Source organism: Pseudomonas yangonensis (genome assembly GCF_009932725.1).
Classification (GTDB): Bacteria; Pseudomonadota; Gammaproteobacteria; order Pseudomonadales; family Pseudomonadaceae; genus Aquipseudomonas; species Aquipseudomonas yangonensis.
Map to the genome: position 1 here is coordinate 1 of NZ_BLJU01000197.1, position 267 is coordinate 267.

1 protein-coding gene is annotated in these 267 nt (G+C 47.9%); it reads right to left on the bottom strand.

Translation table 11 applies throughout. The features are described 5' to 3' along the window. Positions 1–267, bottom strand: a 267-nt coding sequence (locus GYB81_RS24055; RefSeq protein WP_161898025.1) for a TonB-dependent receptor domain-containing protein, incomplete at both ends; no start/stop codon positions are given.

Here is a 267-nt window from a genome sequence, read left to right on the forward strand (position 1 = left end):
AAGCAGCCCATCACCAATACGCGTTTTACTGCCGATCTCAATTGTATCGTTGGTGGATGGTTTTAAACCTAAGTTCATACCGCTTTGCCCATCAGCACGATAAGACAGCTCATTAATCGTCGGCGTTTCAAAACCTCGCCCGGCTGCCAGATAGATATTCCAGGCATCGGTCATTGCATATTTTAACGAACCGGCAGGTAGCCATTTATGATAACTGGCATCACCGCTGTCATCGCCGTTACCCGGAGTAACGTAATGGTCGTTGGA